21 protein-coding genes are annotated in these 18,921 nt (G+C 64.5%); 13 read left to right on the top strand and 8 right to left on the bottom strand.

Annotated elements, in window-relative coordinates; genetic code table 11:
* Window positions 1-50 precede the first annotated feature (50 nt).
* A complete protein-coding gene (ubiB, locus tag AC1RRE_RS00335) occupies window positions 51-1,619 on the bottom strand; it encodes a 2-polyprenylphenol 6-hydroxylase (RefSeq protein ID WP_492979051.1) in 1,569 nt (522 codons plus the stop codon).
* A gap of 7 nt (window positions 1,620-1,626) precedes the next feature.
* The gene (ubiE, locus tag AC1RRE_RS00330; protein WP_492979050.1) at window positions 1,627-2,415 is read right to left on the bottom strand and encodes a bifunctional demethylmenaquinone methyltransferase/2-methoxy-6-polyprenyl-1,4-benzoquinol methylase UbiE; all 789 of its coding nucleotides are present in this window, start codon (window positions 2,413-2,415) and stop codon (window positions 1,627-1,629) included.
* Window positions 2,416-2,464: 49 nt separating this feature from the next.
* On the opposite strand from ubiE, the gene mutM reads away from it, so the two are divergent.
* The 6 genes from mutM (at window position 2,465) to AC1RRE_RS00300 (ending at window position 8,001) form a co-directional block, all read left to right on the top strand.
* Window positions 2,465-3,289, top strand: coding sequence for a bifunctional DNA-formamidopyrimidine glycosylase/DNA-(apurinic or apyrimidinic site) lyase (gene mutM / locus AC1RRE_RS00325; RefSeq protein ID WP_492979049.1), 825 nt, complete (start codon window positions 2,465-2,467; stop codon window positions 3,287-3,289).
* A gap of 152 nt (window positions 3,290-3,441) precedes the next feature.
* On the top strand, window positions 3,442-3,804 hold the full coding sequence (locus tag AC1RRE_RS00320; protein ID WP_492979048.1) for a hypothetical protein: 363 nt from the start codon (window positions 3,442-3,444) through the stop codon (window positions 3,802-3,804).
* A 23-nt stretch (window positions 3,805-3,827) separates the two neighbouring features.
* Entirely contained in the window at window positions 3,828-4,604 is a 777-nt protein-coding gene (locus AC1RRE_RS00315; RefSeq protein ID WP_492979047.1) for an enoyl-CoA hydratase, read from the top strand.
* A 53-nt stretch (window positions 4,605-4,657) separates the two neighbouring features.
* Complete coding sequence (locus AC1RRE_RS00310; RefSeq protein WP_492979046.1) at window positions 4,658-5,788, top strand: ATP phosphoribosyltransferase regulatory subunit; 1,131 nt, start codon at window positions 4,658-4,660, stop codon at window positions 5,786-5,788.
* A 17-nt stretch (window positions 5,789-5,805) separates the two neighbouring features.
* Window positions 5,806-7,101 (top strand): adenylosuccinate synthase, encoded by a 1,296-nt coding sequence (locus AC1RRE_RS00305; protein WP_492979045.1) that lies wholly within the window; start codon window positions 5,806-5,808, stop codon window positions 7,099-7,101.
* A gap of 204 nt (window positions 7,102-7,305) precedes the next feature.
* Window positions 7,306-8,001 carry a hypothetical protein gene (locus AC1RRE_RS00300; protein ID WP_492979044.1) on the top strand — a complete coding sequence of 232 codons (696 nt, stop codon included), beginning with the start codon at window positions 7,306-7,308 and terminating at the stop codon, window positions 7,999-8,001.
* A 30-nt stretch (window positions 8,002-8,031) separates the two neighbouring features.
* On the opposite strand, the gene AC1RRE_RS00295 is transcribed toward AC1RRE_RS00300, so the two are convergent.
* Window positions 8,032-8,400 carry a DsrE family protein gene (locus tag AC1RRE_RS00295; protein ID WP_492979043.1) on the bottom strand — a complete coding sequence of 123 codons (369 nt, stop codon included), beginning with the start codon at window positions 8,398-8,400 and terminating at the stop codon, window positions 8,032-8,034.
* Window positions 8,401-8,486: 86 nt separating this feature from the next.
* Here AC1RRE_RS00295 and AC1RRE_RS00290 point away from each other — a divergent pair, with 86 nt between their 5' ends.
* Window positions 8,487-9,488, top strand: a complete 1,002-nt coding sequence (locus AC1RRE_RS00290) for an AraC family transcriptional regulator (RefSeq protein ID WP_492979042.1) — start codon at window positions 8,487-8,489, stop codon at window positions 9,486-9,488.
* A gap of 6 nt (window positions 9,489-9,494) precedes the next feature.
* On the opposite strand, the gene rpoH is transcribed toward AC1RRE_RS00290, so the two are convergent.
* Window positions 9,495-10,400: an RNA polymerase sigma factor RpoH gene (gene rpoH, locus AC1RRE_RS00285; RefSeq protein ID WP_492979041.1), complete on the bottom strand. Its 906-nt coding sequence runs from the start codon at window positions 10,398-10,400 to the stop codon at window positions 9,495-9,497.
* Window positions 10,401-10,596: 196 nt separating this feature from the next.
* Between rpoH and AC1RRE_RS00280 the strand changes: the two genes are divergently transcribed.
* Window positions 10,597-11,562, top strand: coding sequence for a dienelactone hydrolase family protein (locus AC1RRE_RS00280; protein WP_492979040.1), 966 nt, complete (start codon window positions 10,597-10,599; stop codon window positions 11,560-11,562).
* Here AC1RRE_RS00280 and AC1RRE_RS00275 read toward each other — a convergent pair.
* A complete protein-coding gene (locus AC1RRE_RS00275; protein ID WP_492979039.1) occupies window positions 11,559-12,602 on the bottom strand; it encodes an RluA family pseudouridine synthase in 1,044 nt (347 codons plus the stop codon). The genes AC1RRE_RS00280 and AC1RRE_RS00275 overlap by 4 nt on opposite strands.
* A gap of 21 nt (window positions 12,603-12,623) precedes the next feature.
* Between AC1RRE_RS00275 and AC1RRE_RS00270 the strand changes: the two genes are divergently transcribed.
* Genes AC1RRE_RS00270 through AC1RRE_RS00260 form a run of 3 tightly spaced genes read left to right on the top strand, consistent with a single transcriptional unit; the run spans window position 12,624 to window position 14,444 of the window.
* Entirely contained in the window at window positions 12,624-12,977 is a 354-nt protein-coding gene (locus tag AC1RRE_RS00270; protein WP_492979038.1) for a hypothetical protein, read from the top strand.
* Window positions 12,978-13,000: 23 nt separating this feature from the next.
* Window positions 13,001-13,414, top strand: coding sequence for a M67 family metallopeptidase (locus tag AC1RRE_RS00265; RefSeq protein WP_492979037.1), 414 nt, complete (start codon window positions 13,001-13,003; stop codon window positions 13,412-13,414).
* 1 nt (window position 13,415) lies between these two features.
* The gene (locus tag AC1RRE_RS00260) at window positions 13,416-14,444 is read left to right on the top strand and encodes a threonine aldolase family protein (protein ID WP_492979036.1); all 1,029 of its coding nucleotides are present in this window, start codon (window positions 13,416-13,418) and stop codon (window positions 14,442-14,444) included.
* 18 nt (window positions 14,445-14,462) lie between these two features.
* On the opposite strand, the gene AC1RRE_RS00255 is transcribed toward AC1RRE_RS00260, so the two are convergent.
* Window positions 14,463-15,377, bottom strand: coding sequence for a LysR family transcriptional regulator (locus AC1RRE_RS00255; RefSeq protein ID WP_492979035.1), 915 nt, complete (start codon window positions 15,375-15,377; stop codon window positions 14,463-14,465).
* A 116-nt stretch (window positions 15,378-15,493) separates the two neighbouring features.
* On the opposite strand from AC1RRE_RS00255, the gene AC1RRE_RS00250 reads away from it, so the two are divergent.
* Both AC1RRE_RS00250 and AC1RRE_RS00245 read left to right on the top strand, forming a co-directional pair.
* Window positions 15,494-15,748: a hypothetical protein gene (locus tag AC1RRE_RS00250; protein ID WP_492979034.1), complete on the top strand. Its 255-nt coding sequence runs from the start codon at window positions 15,494-15,496 to the stop codon at window positions 15,746-15,748.
* A gap of 39 nt (window positions 15,749-15,787) precedes the next feature.
* The gene (locus tag AC1RRE_RS00245; protein WP_492979033.1) at window positions 15,788-16,567 is read left to right on the top strand and encodes a DODA-type extradiol aromatic ring-opening family dioxygenase; all 780 of its coding nucleotides are present in this window, start codon (window positions 15,788-15,790) and stop codon (window positions 16,565-16,567) included.
* Window positions 16,568-16,572: 5 nt separating this feature from the next.
* Here AC1RRE_RS00245 and AC1RRE_RS00240 read toward each other — a convergent pair whose 3' ends face one another.
* Together AC1RRE_RS00240 and AC1RRE_RS00235 are read right to left on the bottom strand one after the other, a co-directional pair.
* A complete protein-coding gene (locus tag AC1RRE_RS00240) occupies window positions 16,573-17,115 on the bottom strand; it encodes a hypothetical protein (RefSeq protein ID WP_492979032.1) in 543 nt (180 codons plus the stop codon).
* 27 nt (window positions 17,116-17,142) lie between these two features.
* On the bottom strand, window positions 17,143-18,870 hold the full coding sequence (locus tag AC1RRE_RS00235; RefSeq protein WP_492979031.1) for a tetratricopeptide repeat protein: 1,728 nt from the start codon (window positions 18,868-18,870) through the stop codon (window positions 17,143-17,145).
* Window positions 18,871-18,921 lie beyond the last annotated feature (51 nt).

Genomic DNA, 18,921 nt, shown 5'->3' with positions numbered 1-18,921 from the left:
TCAGTGCAAACGGAAAGGGGCCGGGTGACCGGCCCCTTTTCTTTCTTGGTTTAAACGAAAAGCGCGAGCGCCAGCAGCGCGGCAATCGCCCAGAGCACCCAGAGCAGCGGGCGGCGACGACGGGCTTGTGCCTCGGCATGGCTCTCGGCCAGCGCCAGGATGCTGGCGGCGCTTAAATGCAGGCCCTCCGTCTGTGCCGTCTCGGCTAGGCTTTCCAGGTCGCGTGCCACCTTGGGCAGGTGTTTGGCGAAATCGACTAACGTGCCGGCGGCCTCGCGCATATAGGCTTCTGGCCCCATATTCTCGCGCGCCCAGTCTTCGATCACCGGACGCGCCACTTCCCAGAAATTGATTTCCGGATCGAGGCTGCGCGCCACGCCTTCCACCGTCACCATGGTCTTCTGCAGCAGTAGCAGATGGGTCTGCGTCTGCATGCCGAAGGTCTCGGTGATCTGGAACAGCTGGGCCAGCAGCCGGCCGATGGAGATTTCCGTCACCGGGCGGTCGAGAATCGGTTCACCGATCGAGCGGCAGGCCTGGGCGAAGGCGTCGACGCTGCGGTCGGCCGGTACATAGCCGGCTTCGAAATGCACTTCGGCGGCGCGGCGCCAATTTCCGGTTAAAAATGCGCCCAGCATCTCGGCCATGAAGCGGCGGGTCTTGAGGTCGAGCCGGCCCATGATGCCGAAATCAACCAGCTCCAGCCGGCCGTCGGCAGCCACGAAAAGATTGCCGTGATGCATGTCGGCATGGAAATAGCCGTCACGCAAAGACTGCTTGAGGAAGACGCGGATGACACGCTCGGCCACCGCCTTCACGTCGATGCCAGCCGCGATCAGGGCCGCGCGATCCTCGATCGGCGTGCCGCTGATCCGCTGCACGGTCAGCACGCGTCGTGCCGTGCGCTGCCAGTCGATGGCCGGCACGATCACGTCGGTATCGTCGAGGAAATTGTCGCGCAGTTCGGATGCCGCTGCTGCTTCCAGCCGCAGGTCGAGTTCGATGGACACCCAGTCGCGCAAGGATGCGACGACATCGCGTGGCCGCAGGCGCGCCATGCCCGGTGCGCGCAACTCGGCCGTCTCGGCGATCCAGCCAAACAGCGCCAGATCGCGGGCAAAGGCCGCTTCCACGCCCGGCCGCAGAATCTTCACCGCCACCGGCAGGCCTTCGCTGGTTTCCGCCATATGGACCTGCGCCACACTGGCGGCCGCCACCGGTTCAGGCTCGATATGGTTGAACAGCGTCTCGACCGGTACGCCGAGTTCGGTTTCCAGAATGACTTTCGCCTGCGACCAGGGGAAGGGCGGCAGTTTATCGCGCAGGCGGCCCAGGTCTTCGGCAATCGCCGTGCCCACCACATCGGGACGCACGGAAAGCACCTGGCCAAGCTTGATGTAGCTGGGGCCCAGATCGCCCAGGGCAGCCGCCAGCCGCTCGCCCGGCCGCAGAGCGGGATGGCGACGACCGAACACGGTCTGGAACAGTTGCAGCGCCACGCGGCCGCTGCGCGGCGTGAAGGCTGAATCCTGCAGCAGGAACAGCGCGTCATGACGCGCGAAGCTGCGTCCGGTGGCGAACAGGCGAAGCAGATGGCGCAGATCGGTCAGCACAGCCACGGAACGCTCAGATGCGATAGGCGGAATGGAGCGCGGCAATACCGCCGGTGAGGTCGCGCACGGACACCTGGCCAAAGCCGGCCTCCGTGATCATGGCGGCGAAGCGTTCCTGGTTCGGGAATTTGCGGATGCTTTCGGCCAGGTAGCGATAGGAGTCTTCGTCCTTGGCGACGAGTCCGCCGATCTTGGGCAGCAAGTTGAAGCTGTAGATGTCATACAGCGCTGCCATGGCTGGATTGCGCACGGTGGAGAATTCCAGGCAGAGGAAGCGTCCACCGGGCTTCAGCACGCGATAGGCCTCGCGCAGGGCGGCGTCGATATGGGTCACGTTGCGGATGCCGAAAGCAATGGTATAGGCATCCACCGAACGGTCGGGCAGCGACAGGTGTTCCGCGTCCATGCAGGTCCAGGTCAGCCGTGACAGACGCGTCCCATCTCGTCCGGGGGTGTCGATGGCGCGGTTGCGGCCCTGCTCCAGCATGGACGTGTTGATATCGGCCACCAGCACCTCGGCCTGTGGGGCGCGGTCGAGGATTCGAAAAGCGATGTCGCCGGTGCCGCCGGCCATGTCCAGGACGCGGATCGCGCCATGGGGGTTGAGCCAGCCGATCATGCTGTTTTTCCACAGCCGGTGTATGCCGCCCGACATCAGGTCGTTCATGATGTCGTAGGAGCCGGCCACCGAGTCGAACACGCCGCGCACCAACCCGGCCTTTTCGCTCTCTCGCACGGTGCGGAAGCCGAAATGGGTCTCGTCGCCCGGTGTCTTCCCGGGGGTATGGCCTGTCTGGGTCATGCGGGGCAGACCATAGCCGAAATGCCCCCCTCGCGGTATAGAGACAGCCATGCCTGAGCTGCCCGAAGTCGAGACCACCCGCCGGGGACTGGCCCTGAAACTGGAGGGCCGGCGCATCACGCGCATCGAGGCGCGGCGACCGGATCTGCGGTTCCCGCTGCCGAAGAATTTCGCCAAATCCATCCAGGGCCGCCGGGTCGAGTCGCTGGAGCGTCGGGCCAAATACATCCTGATCCGCCTGGAAGGTGATCTGGTCTGGATCATCCATCTCGGCATGTCGGGCCGCATGGTGATGCGGCAGGGCTGGCCCAACGATATCGGGCCGCATGACCATGTGATTTTCGGCACCGATGAGGGCTGGGCCGTTACCTTCAATGACGCCCGCCGCTTCGGGATGATGGACCTGATCCCGGGCAAGACACTGGCTGCGCATAAACTGCTGGCCGGGATCGGCCCCGAACCGCTGGACGACGCTTTCACGGCCGCCGTGCTGATTGAGGCCCTGAAGGGCAAGAAGGCACCGATGAAGGCCGCGCTGCTGGACCAGACGGTGGTGGCGGGGCTGGGCAACATCTATGTCTGCGAGGCGCTGTTCCGTGCCGGCATCAATCCGGAAAAGCTGGCCGGCAGCGTGAAGGCCGACAAGCTGACCAAGCTGGTGCCCGCCATCAAGGCGGTGCTGACCGAGGCGCTGAAGGCCGGCGGATCGTCTTTGCGTGATTACGTCCAGTCGGACGGCGAGCTGGGCTATTTCCAGACCCGATTCCGGGTCTATGACCGCGAGGGACAGGCCTGCGTCACCTGCAAGGCCGCGGTCCGCCGGATCGTCCAGTCCGGCCGCTCCACCTTCTATTGCGGCCACTGCCAGAAATAGCCGGTAAAGACCGGATTCACCATGTGATTCCGGGCCTCCGGGGCTTCCAACCGACGGCCCGATCTGCCAAATTCCCGGCCATGTTCCGCCCTGGCTGGAGGTCTTTCCCGGTCCCGGCGCTAGCTGCACTTTTCGTCCTTGCCACACCCCCCATGGGCGGTGTTGTCATTGGCGGTCTGGCGCTGGCGGGGATTCGTGCAAGCCTCATCAGCACGGCCCATGCCGCTGCTGGCTTCCTGTCCATCGCCGAAGACGTGCCTCTGATGCCGGGTCTGGCTGAAAATGCCGACGCTGCCACGGTGTTCGACAAGCCCACCGGCCGCATCGGCAGCACCGAAGCCAAGGGCAATGTCACTGCTGCTGCCGTGCGGCAGTTCTATGCCGCCACGCTGCCGCAGCTGGGTTGGCAGGCTGCCGGGTCAGAAGAATTCCGCCGCGACACCGAACAGCTGAAAATCAGTTTTGCCGGCCGCGATGGCGCGCTCACCGTGCGCTTCGAGCTGTTGCCTAAATAAAGCCAATCCAAGGAACGTCTGTCATGGCCTATGAAAACATCCTGGTGGAAACGCGCGGCCCGGTCGGTTTGATCACGCTGAATCGGCCGCAGGCGCTGAATGCGCTCAGCACGCCGCTGATGCAGGAACTGACCAGGGCGGTGGATGCGCTTGAGGCGGATGACACGATCGGCTGCATCGTGTTGACCGGCTCGGAAAAGGCCTTTGCCGCCGGCGCCGACATCAAGGAAATGCAGCCGAAGTCCTATATGGATGTCTACAAGGAAGACTTCATCACCCGCGACTGGGAGCGTGTGTCGCGCAGCCGCAAACCGGTCATCGCGGCGGTGGCCGGCTACGCACTGGGCGGCGGCTGCGAACTGGCGATGATGTGTGATTTCATCATTGCCGCCGATACTGCCAAGTTCGGCCAGCCCGAGATCAATATCGGCACCATTCCGGGCTCGGGCGGCACCCAGCGCCTGACGCGTTTTGTCGGCAAGTCCAAGGCGATGGAAATGTGCCTGACCGGTCGCATGATGGATGCCGCCGAAGCTGAACGTTCGGGTCTGGTCAGCCGCATTGTACCCGCAGCCGATTTGCTGAACGAGACGATCAAGGTGGCCGAGAAAATCTGCGCCCTGTCGCTGCCGGCTGTGATGATGGCCAAGGAAGCAGTGAACCGCGCCTACGAGACCACGCTGGCCGAAGGCATCAAGTTCGAGCGCCGCGTCTTCCATTCCACCTTCGGAACGGAAGACCAGAAGGAAGGCATGAGTGCCTTCGCTGAAAAGCGCAAACCCGCCTTCAAGAACAAGTAAGCGGATCACCAGGCATGGCACCGCGCGGACGCAACCCTGCGAATGATGGCGACATGAGCGCTGCAGCCGGCTTGCTGCCGGCCGGTCTGCGTGACGTGCTGCCGTCGCGTGCCGAGGCCGAGGCACAGGCCAGCGAGGCGTTACTTGCCGCTTTTGCGGCGCAGGGTTATGCGCGGGTCAAGCCGCCGCTGATCGAGTTCGAGGAAACGCTGCTTGCCGGTTCAGGCCAGGATCTGGCGGGCCAGATGTTCCGCGTCATGGATCCGGTATCGCAACGCATGATGGGCCTGCGTACCGATATTACACTGCAGGTGGCGCGTATTGCTGCCTCGCGGTTGAAGGATTCTGCCCGTCCGCTGCGTTTTGCCTATGCCGGCCAGGTGCTGCGTGTGCGCGGCACGCAGCTGCGGCCCGAACGGCAGTTCGCGCAGGCCGGCGTCGAACTGATCGGCTCGGATGCGCTGGCCGCCGATGTGGAGGTTGCTGTGCTGGCGGCCGAAGCCGTTGCTGCCCTCGGGGTTGGCAGCCTGTCGCTGGATATCACGCAGCCGCTGTTGGCGCCGGCGATCATGGCCGCGCATGGCCTGGAACCGAAGCAGGCCCGCGCCGCGCGCCGTGCACTGGACCGCAAGGATGCGGCCGAACTGAAGGAATCCGGCGGTGCCGCCGCGCCGACGCTGCTGAAACTGCTGGCGCTGACCGGTCCGGCCCGCACGGCGCTGGACGGCCTGAACAAGCTGAAGCTGCCGGATGTGGCAGCCAAGATCGTGGCCGACCTGGATGCGCTGGTGCGCGAGGTCTCGGCCGCCGCGCCCGATCTGCAGCTGACGCTCGATCCCGGCGAATTCCGCGGATTCGAGTATCACACCGGCATTGCCTTCACGCTGTTTGCGCGCAACGTGCGCGGCGAGCTTGGCCGTGGCGGTCGCTATGTGACGCCGGCCGGCGAGGCCGCCACCGGCTTCACGCTCTATCTCGACAGCGTCATGCGCGCCCTGCCGGCACAACCGGCCGCGCCGCTGGTTTATCTTCCCTTCGGTACGCCGCGCACCGCGGCAGCAAAGCTGCGCCAGGATGGCCATGCCACCTGGGCGGCGCTGCAGGACCAAGGCGATGTGAAAAGGGCGGCCAAGGCCGCGGGTTGCAGTCACTGGTGGGACGGCAAAACCGTCCAGCTGCTTTAAGCTTTAAGGATTTCGATATGAGCAATGTGGTCGTGGTCGGCGCTCAGTGGGGCGACGAGGGCAAGGGAAAGATCGTCGACTGGCTGTCCTTGCGCGCCGATGTGGTGGTGCGTTTCCAGGGCGGTCACAATGCCGGCCACACGCTGGTGATCGGCAACAACGTCTACAAGCTGTCGCTGCTGCCGTCAGGCATCGTGCGCAAGAACAAGCTGGCCGTGATCGGCAACGGCGTGGTGGTTGATCCTTGGGCGTTGTTCGCCGAGATCGACAAGCTGCGCGGGCAGGGCGTGGAGATCGGCGAGCATAACCTGAAGGTCGCCGACAACGCCTCGCTGATCCTGCCGCTGCATCGCGAACTGGATGGCCTACGCGAGGACGCCACGGATGGCGGCGTCAAGATCGGCACCACGCGTCGCGGCATCGGCCCGGCCTACGAAGACAAGGCCGGTCGCCGCGCCATCCGCATCTGCGATCTGGCCGACCAGGCCACGCTGGGCCGCAAGGTCGACGGCCTGCTGTCGCATCACAATGCACTGCGCCGCGGCTTCGGCGTTGAGCCGGTGGATCGTGAGGCTTTGCTTAAGTTACTGGCCGAGATCGCGCCGAAAATCCTCCCCTATGCTGCGCCGGTCTGGCGCGATCTGGATGAGTCCCGTCGCGCCGGCAAGCGCATCCTGTTCGAGGGTGCACAGGGCTCGCTGCTGGATGTAGATCACGGCACGTATCCGTTCGTGACGTCGTCCAACACCATGGCGGGCTCGGCCTCGGCCGGATCGGGCCTTGGGCCCGGTTCGCTGGGGTACATCCTTGGCATCGTGAAGGCCTATACGACCCGTGTGGGCGAGGGGCCGTTCCCGACCGAACTGACCGACGAGACCGGGCAGTGGCTGGGCGAGAAGGGCCATGAATTCGGCGTGGTCACCGGGCGCAAGCGCCGCTGCGGCTGGTTCGACGCCGTGCTGGTGCGCCAGACCGTCAAGCTGAACGGCATCCACGGTATCGCGCTCACCAAGCTCGACGTGCTGGACGGCCTGAAGGAACTGAGGATCTGCGTCGGCTATGAGGTGAATGGCAAGACTCTGGATTACTTCCCGGCCGGCATGGGCGACCAGGCGGCCGCCAAGCCGATCTATGAGACCATGGAAGGCTGGAGCGAAACCACGCGCGGCGCACGCAGCTGGGTCGACCTGCCGGCCACGGCGGTGAAATACGTCCGCCGCATCGAGGAACTGATCGGCGCGCCGGTGGCGCTGCTGTCGACCTCGCCCGAGCGCGAGGATACCATCCTCATGAAGGATCCCTTCGAGGACTGATCGGCGCGGAAAATCCGGCCGTATTCCTGGCAGATCACGATCTGCTGGGCTGTGGGATTGCGTCGAATACCGGGGGTAAACCCGCACCAGTAGTGCGGCAGGTTATCGACTCTTAATGTCTCGTTATTGAGCCGTAACCTGCCGCTTCGGGCCGGCCGGGAGGAGACTGCGTCCATCGAGTTCGTACCCCGGAGGAGGGGCCCCATGCTCAGGACGCAGGAAGCAGCACTCTACAATTTCGGCGCAGACGGCATGACCGCTCTCTGCGAGGCGATCTGCCTCGATGCCGTGGATGTGGCTGCAGTCAGCCGCGTGAGCATCTGGTTCTTCGATGACAAGGGCGACATGGTTTGCCAGCGTCTGCTGGATGCCCGCGACGGCCGTTTCCAGCAGGGTGCGGTGATCCCGCAGTCCGCCACCTCCGCCTATATCGACGCTGCCACCCAGGGCCTTGCTTCGCTGGTCACGGAAGACGCACCGATCATGGAAGGCGCCGCCGAAGACGTGAAGGCACGTCTCGACCTGCTGCTGGTCGATACACAGGGCCGTCCCACCGCGATTTTCCGCTGCGAGCGCCATACCGGCAATGACGACTGGCGTAGCCGCGACATCACTATCCTGCGCAATCTGGCCCAGACCCTGGCCGCCGCCCTGCGGCAGCAGCAGGCGGGCCGCGACATCTCCCGTGATGCGTTGGCCGATCTGTCGGCCCGCGGCCTGGCCGATATGGGTTCGGTGAAGCAGGACCTGTCCCACTTCTATCGCGGCGGCGAAAAAGCCATCTGGCTGCAGTCGGTGGATGCCGCCCGCGCCTTCGATGCGCTGGGCCTCACTGCGCCGATGCCGTCGCTGGATATGGACTCGCTGTTCGAAAGCGACGAAGACGAGGCCTACGACTAGGCCCCGTCTTCTTCAAAAGCTCAGCATCTCTTAGAACGACAGTGTCGCCGCGCCATCCTTGATCTGTGCATGCATCGCGCTGGCGCCCACAATAATCACGCCATCGATCAGATCAGACTGCTGGTAGCCACGCGATTCGACGCAGGGCGGGCAGGCCCAGATCACGCCGCCGCGCTTCTGGAAATCCTCGATCAGGGCACTGAGCGATTGCAGCGGCGCCACCTGGGTCATGCGTTGGCCGCCCTTGCGCACCAGATCGATGGCCGTGCTGGTCAGGAACATTGAGACTTTCAGGCCGGCGGTGAGGCCGCCATTGGCAATGGTGAACGCGACCGACGACAGTTCTGAGTCGATGCCCTTGGTCACCAGAATAACAAGCTTGTCAGTTGCGGTTGACATTGTAGTGTCCCTTGCAGTTTAGATTTTGAAGCTGCGTATATGGACAACCGTTAAGGAGCGCGTCTTTGGCCGTGTTACCGGAAAAATTGATCGAAAATCCGGATGGTTCGAAAACCGCCAATCCCGGACACCACGATGTGCTGTCCGATGTGCTGCGCGCCATCCGGCTGTCGGGGTCCCTGCAGTTCTGTTTCATGCCGGAAGGCGATTGGGAAACGGACGACAAGCCGTCTTTCATGAGTCGGGGAGAGGGTGGCGTCAGCACGATTCCGTTCCACATCGTGGTGGAAGGCGAGTGCTGGATCGATATCGAAGGGCGCCGGGTCAACCTGGTGGCCGGCGATGTCGTCGCCTTCCCATTCGGCACCGGACACAAGCTGGGTGTCGGTGGTGGCGGCCGGCAGGTCAACCCGTCCAGTCTCCTGCCACCCAGGCCATGGTCCGAAGTTCCTGTTATCCGCTACGGCGACGCCGGTGTGAAGCTGCGCCTGCTCTGTGGCTACCTGCGTTGCGATGTCATGAATTTCCGCCCGCTGCAATATGCGATGCCGACATTGCTGCATATGCGGTCGCGGGGTGCGAATAGCGCGGCCTGGGTAAGTGCCGCCATCACCCAGCTCGTGAACGAAGTGGATGCGCCGCGCAGCGGCGGACAGTTCCTGCTGGAGCGCGTGACGGAGGTTATTTTCGTCGAGTTGCTGCGGCACCAGATGATCGCCACGCAGACCGCGCCCGCGGGCTGGCTGGCGGCGCTGGCCGATCCGGCGCTTGGCCGCTGCCTCACCATGATCCATACCGATCCCGGTCACGACTGGTCGGTGCAGGGTCTGGCGACGGCGGCAGGCCTGTCGCGCAGCGTGCTGAGCGAACGCTTCGAGGCGATGCTGGGTATTTCGCCCATGCGCTATGTGCGCGACTGGCGGCTGTTCCTCGCGAGTGTGGCGCTGGGCACCACCAGCCGGGCGATCAGCGCCATCGCCAATGAGGCGGGATACGGCACGGAAGCAGCCTTCAGCCGCGCGTTTTCACGCGGTTATGGCGCGCCGCCAGCCACTTGGCGGCAGCAGGCCAAGGGTAGTTTGCTGTAGCAGGCGTCAGGCTTCGGCAGGTACGCCGTTCATGCCCTTCTGGGTGGCGGCATTGCGCACGGCCTTCTGCAGCTTCTCGAAGGCACGCACCTCGATCTGGCGCACGCGTTCGCGGCTGATGCCATAGCGCGCCGACAGGTCTTCCAGCGTGGTCGGTTCTTCGGTCAGGCGACGCTGGGCCAGGATGTCGCGCTCGCGTTCATTGAGCTGCGCCATTGCCGCGGTCAGCAGCGCCTTGCGGCTGTCGAACTCGTCACCGTCCACCAGGCGGGCTTCCTGGTTCGGTGTCTCGTCGACCAGCCAGTCCTGCCACTCGCTGCCGCCGTCTTCGTCGCTGCGCAGCGGCGCGTTGAGCGAGCTGTCCGGACCGGCCAGACGGCGGTCCATGGTGATGACCTCGTCCTTCGACACATCGAGCTGGGTGGCGATCTTCTCCACTTGGTCGGGCGTGAGCTGGCCGCCATCGATGGCCTTCATCTGGCCGCGCAGGCGGCGCAGGTTGAAGAACAGCTTCTTCTGGGCAGCGGTCGTGCCGATCTTCACCAGCGACCACGAGCGCAGGATGTATTCCTGGATCGAGGCGCGGATCCACCACATGGCATAGGTCGAGAGGCGGAAGCCGCGATCGGGATCGAAGCGCTTCACTGCCTGCATCATGCCGACATTGCCTTCGGAGATCAGTTCGCCGACCGGTAGGCCGTAGCCGCGATAACCCATGGCGATCTTGGCCACCAGACGCAGGTGGCTGGTCACCAGTTTATGCGCGGACTGCACGTCGCCATGATCCCGCCAGGACTTGGCAAGCATGTATTCCTCCTGCGCTTCCAGCATGGGGAAGCGGCGGATTTCGGCGAGGTAGCGGGCAAGGCCCCCTTCAATAGAGGACAGTGCGGGCAGGCTGACGGTCGACATCTTCGGTGAAACTCCCCCGGCCGGTCGCGCTCTTTCGGCGTCCGGCGCTGGTTCAGAAATGGGTGCCCTGTCTTTCATTTGCAATGAGATGAACGGCCAAATACGGCAGAAGTGCGACTGTGAAAGCCCGGGGTTGCGGGGTTAAAACGCTTTTGTGATAGTGCTCACAGGCGGGGTGCAACCTCAAGGGGTGGTCATGGGGCGGATGAAAACAGGGGTATTCGGTCTGGTCTTGCTGGCTGCCTTTCTGGCCGGGCCGGTGCAGGCGCAGATCAAGGAAATCCTGGAATTCCAGGGGCAGTCGCGCAGCGGCACACCGGTGACCGTGAAGGCCGAACTGTTCCTGCCCGAAGGCGGAGCCAAAGGCCTGCCGGCCATGGTGATCCACCACGGCAGCGGCGGCGTGACCAACGAGCGTGAATATGCCTATGCGCGCGAGTTCATCGCCATGGGCGTGGCGGCGATCATCCCGGACTCCTTCACGCCGCGCGGCGTGAAGAGCACGGTGGCTGACCAGAGCACCGTCACCAACAATGACGTGCTGGCCGATGCCTTCGGTGCCCTGAAGGTAGCCGCCACGCATCCGCGCCTCGATCCGGCGCGCATCGGGATCACCGGGTTTTCCAAGGGCGGCACGGTGGCACTGCAGAGCGCGCTCGTCGCCGTGGCCGAACGCTTCGCACCCGGCGGGCCCCGTTTTGCCCTGCATGTGCCTTTCTATGCCAGTTGCGGCACGCAGTATCTCAATGTGAAAACCACCGACGCGCTGATGCTGGTGCTGATCGGCGGTGCGGATACCTATGTCGGCAGCCAGCCCTGTCTGGATTATTCAGAGAAGATCAAGGCGGGTGGCGGCAACATCGAAGCCATCGTCTACCCCAAGGCGCAGCATGGCTGGGATGGCGGCGGCCGACCGTACAGTATCGCCAACGGCGAGAACAACGCCAAATGCGTCTATGTCGAACAGGCCGACAGAAGCTGGATCGAGCAGGCCTCCGGCATCATGACCGTCGGCCCTGGCGGACGCGCTATTGAAGGTGCGAACCAGAAGGCGCAGGCCGTCTGCCGCACCATGGGCGTCAGCGGCGGTCCGGATGCTGAGACCAAGGCGAAATCGCTGGATGCCATGAAGGCCGCGATGCGCGCAGCGTTCAAGCTTTAGCGCGGTGTATTGCGCTGGGTGGAGAGTAGCTTCAGCAGGGTGGCGAAATCCGCCGGCAGCGGGCTTTCAAAGCGTAGCTCCTTGCCGCTGACCGGATGGCGGAAGCCCAGCGTCGCTGCATGCAGCGCCTGCCGCTTGAAGCCGCTCAAGGCCGCACGCGCTGCATCGCTGAGCTGATAGCGCTGCAGGTTGCGGGCGCGGCCGTAAGTGGGATCGCCGATCAGCGCATTGCCTTTTGACGTCATATGCACACGGATCTGGTGCGTGCGGCCGGTCTCCAGCGTGCAGCGCACCAGCGCGCAGACCGGCTGGCCCTTGCCATCAAAGATCATCTTCTGTGTGGCGTAATGCGTGATCGCATCCTTGCCGCCGCGCTCGACGATGGCCATGCGTTTGCGGTCCTTCGGGTCGCGGCCGATCGCGCCCTCGATGGTGCCCTGCAGCGGATTGGGATGACTCCAGACCATCGCATCGTAACTGCGTTCGATGTCATGCTCGGCAAACAGCGCGGCCAGCCCGTGATGGGCGCGGTCGGTCTTGGCTGCCACGACCAGGCCGGACGTATCCTTGTCGATGCGATGCACGATGCCGGGCCGCTTCACGCCGCCGATGCCTGACAGGCTGTCGCCGCAATGATGCAGCAATGCATTGACCAGGGTCCTGTCGGGGCTGCCGGGTGCCGGATGCACCACCAGCCCGGCCGGCTTGTCGACCACGATCAGCTGGTCATCCTCGTAGATCACAGTCAGCGCAATGTCCTGCGCTTCCGGAATCGCCGCCACGGCGGCCGGCTGGCCCACGGTATAGACCTCGCCTGGTTTGATCTTGCGCGAGGGGTCGGTTATCGTCGCGCCATTGAGCTGCACATGACCGTCGAGGATCAGCGATTTGAGCCGCGACCGCGACAGCGACGCTTCCTCGCCACCTGGCAGGGTAGCAAGCACAGCCGCCAGATAGCGGTCGAGCCGTTCGCCGGCGGTCTCCGGCGGAACGGGCGGCAGGTCTTGCAAGGCCATGATCGGGTTGGGGGCGTCGGACATGCGACTGGAGATTTCTTTACAATGAGCGAAGCACAGGGACAGACCTTCAAGATACGGTGGCTGAAGGCTGTCGTCATCGGTCTGGGCGTCATCTTCGTCGGTCTCGCCACTTTGCTGATCGTTTTGATCATGACCGGCGGGCCGAAACGCACGGCCAGCGGCACGGGCAGCAGCCCTGCGGCGGCTCCGCGCAGCGTGGCGATCGAGGACATGGTGTTCAGCCTGCCCAGGAACAGCCGCGTCGCCGATGTGCTGTCGACCGGCAACCGCATCGTGCTGCGGGTGCGGCTGGCGGATGGCACCGAGCGGCTTTATGCACTCGACGGCGAGACGCTGAAGCCGCTGGGCAGCATCACGGTCCAAGTCGAGAAATGATCCTGCGGCTCACCGCAGTTCAAATGGCCGAGCTGGGTGTGCTGGCGGAGGCTGTTTTCCCGCGCGAGGCCTGCGCCTTGCTGGTGGGGACGGGCGATGATGCCGATCTGCGGGTCACCGAGATCGTGCCGGCCGCCAATCTGGCGGCGACGCCCGAGCGTGAATTCGAACTCGATCCCGCCACGCATGTTGCCGTGATGCGCCGGCTGCGTGAACAAGGTGGAACCAATCGCATAATTGGTCACTGGCACAGCCATCCCAATGGCCGGCCGTCGCCCTCGGCGCAGGATGCGGCGATGATTTACGATACGGCTCTGGTCTGGCTGATCAGCGCGGTGCAGGATGGACGCGCGGATGCACCGCAGGCCTGGTGTCCAAACGCCACCGCGACCGGATTTGCACCGCTTGCCCTCGAGATTGAACAGCAGGATTCTTGAAATGGATTTTCGCAGCGATAACGTGGCCGGCGCCGCCCCCGAGATCATGGAAGCCCTGCTCGCCGCCAACAAGGGCACGCAATCCTCTTACGGCGCCGACGACTGGAGCATGGAGCTCGATGGCGCCTTCTCGGTACTGTTCGATCGCGAATGCAAGGTGTTTCCCGTCGCGACTGGCACGGCCGCCAATGTGCTGAGCCTCGCCTGCATCAGTCCTGGTCATGGCGCGATCTACTGTCATCAGGATGCGCATATCGTCACCGACGAATGCAACGCGCCGGAATTCTTCACCGGCGGCGCCAAGCTGGTCAATCTGCCGGGCGAGCATGGCAAGATCAGCCTCGATGCGTTGAAGGACGCATTGTCGCTCGGCTGGGCCGGCTCGCAGCATAACCCGCAGCCCTCGGCCGTCAGCATCACGCAGGCGACCGAATCCGGCACGCTGTATACGCCCGATGAAATCGCCGATATCGCCGGTGTGTGCCGTGAGAACAACATGCGCCTGCATATGGATGGCGCGCGTTTCGCCAATGCCGTCGCCGGCCTGAACTGTTCGGCCGCCGACATCACGTGGCGCGCCGGCGTCGACGTGCTCAGCTTCGGTGCCACTAAGAACGGCGCTATTGCCGCGGAAGCCGTGGTATTTTTCAAGCCCGAGCTGGCCGAGAGCTTCCTCTATCGTCGCAAGCGCGGTGGTCACCTGTTCTCCAAGGCACGCTTCCTGTCGGTGCAGCTGCTGGCCATGCTGCAGGACGGGCTGTGGCTCAAGCTGGCCCGTCAGGCCAATGCGGCGGCACGCGAACTGGCCGATGGCCTGGCACGCATTCCCGGCGTGCAGATCACCACGCCGGTGCAGATCAACGAGGTCTTCGCCGTGCTGCCGCCCAAGCTGGCCGATGGCCTGCGCGCGCAGGGCGCCAAGTTCCATCCCTGGAGCGCGGATGGGTCGCTCTGCCGCTTCGTCTGCTCCTTTGACAAGAGCCCGGCCGAGATCGCGGCGCTGATCAAGGCAGCCCAAGCCTTAGTGTGAAGCAGGTTCTGGTCTAAATTACGGCTTCATTAGCCAGGGCGGTTCCGGCGTGAACTGCTCGATCAGATAATCGGCAAAGGCGCGCACCTTGGCGGCCAGATGCTTGCGCGCCGGATACACGACATGGATCGGCCGCAGGATGTCGGCCGTGTGGTGCGGTAGAACCGGCACCAGCCGTCCATCCTCGATCGCCGGCTTGATGCTGAAATCGGCCGCATAGCACAGCCCCACGCCATCCAGCAGCAGGCGGAAGATCGCATCGCTATTGCTGCTGCGGAAATTGCCGTGAATCTGGCGCCGCTCGATGCGGCCATCCACTGCGTAGAATGGCCATTCATTCAGGCTCTCGGGCCCGTCGAACAGCAGGCAGTTATGCTGCGCCAGGTCGTCGGGCGTCTGCGGCATGCCGAATTTTTCGATATAGGCAGGCGCAGCGCAGATGATGCGGCGATGCTCGCCAAGCTTTCGCGCGATTAGCGCATCGTCATGCAGCGTCCCGATGCGGATGCCGACGTCATCGCCCTCAGCCACCAGGTCGACGACCTGATCGGCGAAGGTGATGTGCACGGTGATCTTCGGATAGCGGGCGAGGAATCCGGGCAGCAGCGGCACGATCTGCGTCATGCCGAAGCCATGTGTCATGTTGATGCGCAGCATGCCGCGCGGCTCGGCCTCGGCGCCGCCGACGCTGGCTTCCACTGCATCGATATCAGCGAGAATCTCGCGCACCTGGTCGGCATAGACGCGGCCTTCGGCGGTCAGGCTGACGCGCCGCGTGGTCCGCTGCAGCAGTCGCGCACCCAGCCGGTCCTCCAGCCGCGAGATCAGCTTGCTGACGGCTGAGGGTGAGAGGCCCAGATGCCGAGAGGCTTCGGTGAAACCACCTTGGTCGACCACCTGGATAAAGGCCTGCATCTCTCCATAGCGGTCCATAACTAGCCTATTTATGAATTTTAGTCATTAAATAATGACATATCTCCGTATTAATGAAAAGTGTGACGCGACGTAGGGTCATGACCAGTCCACCCGGAAAGAGGAGGGCCTCCCTCATGACTTATACGACTCATACGAACCTGATGACCGACATCGACAAGCGTTTCCAGATCGGTGACGGCTTCCCGGCCGTCCGTCACATCTCGCCCGACGAAGTCGCCTATCTGCGTCATCGCGCCCCACAGTTCCGCCCCGGGACTATGCAGGGCGTCGTCGCCCGTGTGGCTGGCCTGTTCCGCGCCCGTCCGGCCGACTGGACCGGTTCAGTCGTGGATGGCTCGATCAGGCGCCCGGTGGTGACTGGCAAGTAACGTCTTGCGGGGCCGGCGCTGCTGGCATAGGTGATGCCCATGTCATTGCCGGCCCTGTTCATCAGTCATGGTTCCCCGATGCTGACGCTCGAGCCAGAGCGTCCGGCGCATCAGTTCCTGTTGCAGGCCAGCACGCGCTGGAGCAAGCCGACAGCGATCCTCGCGATCTCGGCGCATTGGGAAACCGCGTCGCCCGAAGTGGCGGCGACGCCGCAGCCCGCCACCATCCACGATTTCTATGGCTTTCCGCCGGCGCTGTTCGCCAAGCAGTATCCTGCACCTGGCGCGCCCGCACTGGCTAGCCGCGTGAAGACGCTGCTCGACGATGCCGGCCTTGCGGCGCGGCTGGATCCTGACCGTGGCCTCGATCATGGCGCCTGGTCACCGCTGCTGCTGATCTATCCGCAGGCCGATATCCCGGTGCTGCAGCTCTCGATGCAGCCCGATCTTTCGCCGGCGCATCACATGGCGCTCGGCCGCGCGATCGCGCCCTTGCGCGATGACGGCGTGCTGATCATGGCGACGGGCTCGCTGACGCATAACCTGCGCGAGCTCGATCGCCGCGACAGCGGGCCTGTTGTGGATTGGGCCCAGTCTTTTGCCGACTGGATGGCAGACAAGCTGACGCAGCGCGACGATGCAGCACTGGTGGATTACCGCCAGCAGGCGCCGCATGCGGCGATGAACCACCCGACCGACGAGCATCTGCTGCCGCTCTATGTGGCGCTGGGTGCTGCGACGCCGGGCAGGGCAGCCGAACGCCTGCATGCCAGCTTCGCCTATGGCTCGCTGGCGATGGACAGCTACCTGTTCAACTGAAGCGTCTAGCGACCGATGTCGCCGAGCAGGCGCACGATCACCATCGCCAGCACGATCACATAGAAGATCATCGCACCGAGGATGGTGTAGCGATGGACATCGCTGCTGGTCTTCGGCTTGAGGCGGCGGGCGGTGCGGGCGAAATTCGACAGGTCGCTGGCCAGATAGGCCTGCTTGGCATGTTCACGATTCTGCCAGACCTGCAGCATCAGCAGCACGGCGACGATGGCGACGGCGACAAGGATTAGGAAGCCGGAAACGAAGGTGGCCACATCGGCTGCGAATGGCATGACGATGCCGATGGCGACCAGGGCCAGCGACAGCAGCGTGAAGTATTCCAGCACGCGCCATTGCTGCCGCTTGGCGAACAGCACGTTGCGTGCGGCCTCGTCATAGAGCAGGCGGTATTCGGCATGGGTCAGCTCGTCCAGTTCGCTGGACTGCAACTGCTCCTTCTCGGCCGGCTCGGCATCGGTCGACACCGGTGCGGCTGTGGGAGCCAGCGGGCGCGGTGGTGCGCCGGATGGTTTTTTCGGCGGGATGCTCATGACCCTGAGTCTAGCGCCGTTTGCGGCTTATGCCAGCACGAAGTCGATATAGGTGTCGGCCAGCGTGACGGTGAAGGCGAGGCTGTCGCCGGCTTTCACCACGCGATCCTCGGGCAGCCAGCAGGTGGCCTGGCCCCAGTGGCGCATGGCGCCGCCCGGGCCGGTCGACAGCATGATCTCGTCGTCGAGCCAGAGGTCGAACCAGAAGACCAGTGCCTGCGCCGTGCCACTCGTGGTTATGGATGCCTGCCATGGCATGCTCTGCGGCTGGGTCCAGTCGGGCGGATTGGCGAAATCCACCAGTTGCACCGGCAGCACGTCGCTCAACGGCTCATAGCGCTCGTGATCGAGCCGCACATTGCCATGCGCGCTGGTGTTGCGGAATTTGTCGAAGGCCGAGAGGTCAAACCCGCTGATGCCGCGCAGCGGATTGACGGTGCGTAGCACTGGCAGGGTGACCACCTGCGCCAGCACCTGCGCGCGGGCGGGAATGATCTGCGCGCCCGGTTTCGCAAGGCGCTTCAAGGCATCGCGCGCCGTCGGCAGCATGCCTTCGCCGATCAGGCCGGCATCCAGTACTTCCGCCACGATCAGGTCGGCCTGTGCCGTCATTTCGGCCTGCGGGTCGATCTCGGTCGAGCGTTTGGCGATGACCGTGATGCGCGTCTCGGCCTTGTTCTGTGCCACGATCTCGCGCGCGGTCTCCGCGATCAGCGGATGCGCTTCTACGGCGATCACGCGGTCCGCGCCGGCACGCGCCGCCATCAGCGCAAGCAGGCCGGAGCCGGTGCCGATATCCAGTACCGTCATGCCAGGCGTCACGGCTTTCTTCAGCGCCGCATCGAAAGCCTCGTTGCGCGCCGTGTCGGCCAGCATGGGGAAATGCCAGCCAGGGATGAGGCCGCTGAGCAAGCCCGACAGCGCAGCTTTCACCTCGGGGTGGTCCGGTGCCAGCTTTGCCGCACGCTGGAAGGCCTGCATGGCGGTGGCGGTATCGCCGGTCTCGCGCGCCGACTGGCCGATGGCCATGTGGCTGACGACAAGATTGCCATCCAGCGTCACGGCCTGTTTCAGCGCGGCGATGGCGTCGCGGAAACGATGCTGCTTCTGCAGGGCGAGACCGAGATTGAGATGTGCCACGGCCAGCGTCGGCTGCTGCTCGGCCGCCGCGCGATAAGCTTCGGTGGCGGACAGCAGGTCGCCGGCCAGCTCATGTGCGATCCCCAGGTTGACGCGCGCGGCGACAAACTGCGGCGCGTCCTGCAGCAGGGCGCCATAGGCGGCAATGGCGGATGCGTAGTCGCCGCGTTCGCGCTGCAGGTTGGCGCGGTTGAACTGCGCCTCGGGGAAGGCGGGCCGCAGCCGCAGGGCTTCGGCATAGGCAGCATCGGCATCGGCGGGCCGGCCCAGCAGTGCCAGCGCGAGCCCCAGATTGTTGGCGGCCTCGGCGCTGTCGGGGTTGCGGCTGCGCGCCTGCTCGGCCATGCGCAGCGCTTCGGCCGGCTGGCCGGCGGCGATGAACAGCATGGCGGCGGTATTGAAATAGGCGGTCTGTCCGGGCTGCAGCGACAGGGCGCGCTGGACGTATTTGACGCCCTCGGCCGGGCGGCCGGCCTGATGGTGCAGCAGGCCGAACTGATAGAGCACTTCGGGCTGCTGGGGATTGCCGCGCAGCATGGCCTGGTAAATCTCGGCGGCCTGGGTCAGGCGGCCGGCCTGCTGGTGCTGCAACGCAGTCTGGAACGGGTCTGACATGGGGCGGGACCTTAGCCGCTCCACCCGGCCAAGGCGACCGGCAGGAGCGGC

Source organism: Ferrovibrio sp. GW821-FHT12D07, assembly GCF_058807275.1.
The sequence above is the reverse complement of the archived record's forward strand: the minus strand, read 5'-3'. Positions and strand labels throughout refer to the sequence as shown.

Excerpts from the sequence above, each read along its gene's own strand:
- ubiE (WP_492979050.1), bottom strand. The coding sequence starts at position 2,415 with ATGACCCAGACAGGCCATACCCCCGGGAAGACACCGGGCGACGAGACC.
- rpoH (WP_492979041.1), bottom strand. The coding sequence starts at position 10,400 with ATGTCGACCGTCAGCCTGCCCGCACTGTCCTCTATTGAAGGGGGCCTT.
- AC1RRE_RS00280 (WP_492979040.1), top strand. The coding sequence starts at position 10,597 with ATGGGGCGGATGAAAACAGGGGTATTCGGTCTGGTCTTGCTGGCTGCC.
- AC1RRE_RS00310 (WP_492979046.1), top strand. The coding sequence starts at position 4,658 with ATGAGCGCTGCAGCCGGCTTGCTGCCGGCCGGTCTGCGTGACGTGCTG.
- AC1RRE_RS00235 (WP_492979031.1), bottom strand. The coding sequence starts at position 18,870 with ATGTCAGACCCGTTCCAGACTGCGTTGCAGCACCAGCAGGCCGGCCGC.
- AC1RRE_RS00320 (WP_492979048.1), top strand. The coding sequence starts at position 3,442 with ATGGGCGGTGTTGTCATTGGCGGTCTGGCGCTGGCGGGGATTCGTGCA.
- AC1RRE_RS00250 (WP_492979034.1), top strand. The coding sequence starts at position 15,494 with ATGACTTATACGACTCATACGAACCTGATGACCGACATCGACAAGCGT.
- AC1RRE_RS00315 (WP_492979047.1), top strand. The coding sequence starts at position 3,828 with ATGGCCTATGAAAACATCCTGGTGGAAACGCGCGGCCCGGTCGGTTTG.
- AC1RRE_RS00255 (WP_492979035.1), bottom strand. The coding sequence starts at position 15,377 with ATGGACCGCTATGGAGAGATGCAGGCCTTTATCCAGGTGGTCGACCAA.
- AC1RRE_RS00265 (WP_492979037.1), top strand. The coding sequence starts at position 13,001 with ATGGCCGAGCTGGGTGTGCTGGCGGAGGCTGTTTTCCCGCGCGAGGCC.
- mutM (WP_492979049.1), top strand. The coding sequence starts at position 2,465 with ATGCCTGAGCTGCCCGAAGTCGAGACCACCCGCCGGGGACTGGCCCTG.
- AC1RRE_RS00245 (WP_492979033.1), top strand. The coding sequence starts at position 15,788 with ATGTCATTGCCGGCCCTGTTCATCAGTCATGGTTCCCCGATGCTGACG.
- AC1RRE_RS00260 (WP_492979036.1), top strand. The coding sequence starts at position 13,416 with ATGGATTTTCGCAGCGATAACGTGGCCGGCGCCGCCCCCGAGATCATG.
- AC1RRE_RS00295 (WP_492979043.1), bottom strand. The coding sequence starts at position 8,400 with ATGTCAACCGCAACTGACAAGCTTGTTATTCTGGTGACCAAGGGCATC.
- AC1RRE_RS00240 (WP_492979032.1), bottom strand. The coding sequence starts at position 17,115 with ATGAGCATCCCGCCGAAAAAACCATCCGGCGCACCACCGCGCCCGCTG.
- AC1RRE_RS00275 (WP_492979039.1), bottom strand. The coding sequence starts at position 12,602 with ATGTCCGACGCCCCCAACCCGATCATGGCCTTGCAAGACCTGCCGCCC.
- AC1RRE_RS00300 (WP_492979044.1), top strand. The coding sequence starts at position 7,306 with ATGCTCAGGACGCAGGAAGCAGCACTCTACAATTTCGGCGCAGACGGC.
- AC1RRE_RS00270 (WP_492979038.1), top strand. The coding sequence starts at position 12,624 with ATGAGCGAAGCACAGGGACAGACCTTCAAGATACGGTGGCTGAAGGCT.
- AC1RRE_RS00305 (WP_492979045.1), top strand. The coding sequence starts at position 5,806 with ATGAGCAATGTGGTCGTGGTCGGCGCTCAGTGGGGCGACGAGGGCAAG.